This window comes from Oleiphilus sp. HI0079 (assembly GCF_001635105.1).
In genome coordinates this window covers 1-856 of the sequence record NZ_LWFT01000346.1, presented here as the reverse complement: position 1 = coordinate 856, position 856 = coordinate 1, and the positions used below count along the sequence as shown (strand labels likewise).

Here is an 856-nt window from a genome sequence, read left to right as displayed (position 1 = left end):
TTTGTGAGCGCTTTAACCTTGAATGTGAGCAAGCAGATTTGAGCGAATGGGACGAGGTGGTTGAAGCTGAAGCAAACCCAGAGCACGAAGTGACGATTGCCATGGTCGGCAAATACATGGAATTGCTTGATGCGTATAAGTCCCTCATCGAGTCACTGAAGCATGCAGGTTTAAGAAACCGAACAAAAGTGAAGATTCGCTACGTTGATTCAGACACCATTATTGATGAAGGCACTAAGCAGCTTGAAGATGTTGATGCCATTCTGGTGCCTGGCGGTTTTGGAAATCGAGGTGTAGAAGGCAAGATTCAGACAGTGAAATACGCGCGCGAGAACAAAGTCCCTTACCTGGGGATTTGNCTTGGCATGCAGGTGGCTGTTATTGAGTTTGCGCGACACGTCGCGGGCCTCGATGGTGCAAATAGTACCGAGTTTGATGCTAAGAGTGATTACCCCGTTGTCGGTTTAATCACGGAGTGGAAGGACCAGAGTGGTGCAGTTGAGCAGCGTTCTGATTCTTCTGATTTGGGTGGAACCATGCGCCTGGGTTCTCAAGAGTGTCATTTAGAGCCGGGTTCAAATGCGGCTAATGCGTATGGAAAAGCGCGTGTGAATGAGCGTCACCGTCATCGTTACGAGGTGAACAATAATCTTCTTCCTAAGCTAAAAGATGCGGGGCTGATTGTATCTGGTCGTTCTTCTGACGGGGCTTTGGTCGAGGTTGTGGAAGTGCCAGATCATCCTTGGTTCGTGGCTTGTCAGTTCCACCCTGAATTTACATCGACGCCACGAGACGGTCATGGTCTTTTTGAAGGCTTTGTGAAAGCGGCAATGAAAAACAAGGCTAAATAGGCAAT

General features: G+C 48.4%; 1 protein-coding gene. It reads left to right on the top strand.

The annotated features are described in order from the left end of the window. Positions 1-851, top strand: an 851-nt coding sequence (locus A3750_RS04685) for a CTP synthase (protein WP_082873198.1), incomplete at its 5' end; no start/stop codon positions are given. Between the last annotated feature and the right edge of the window lie 5 nt (positions 852-856).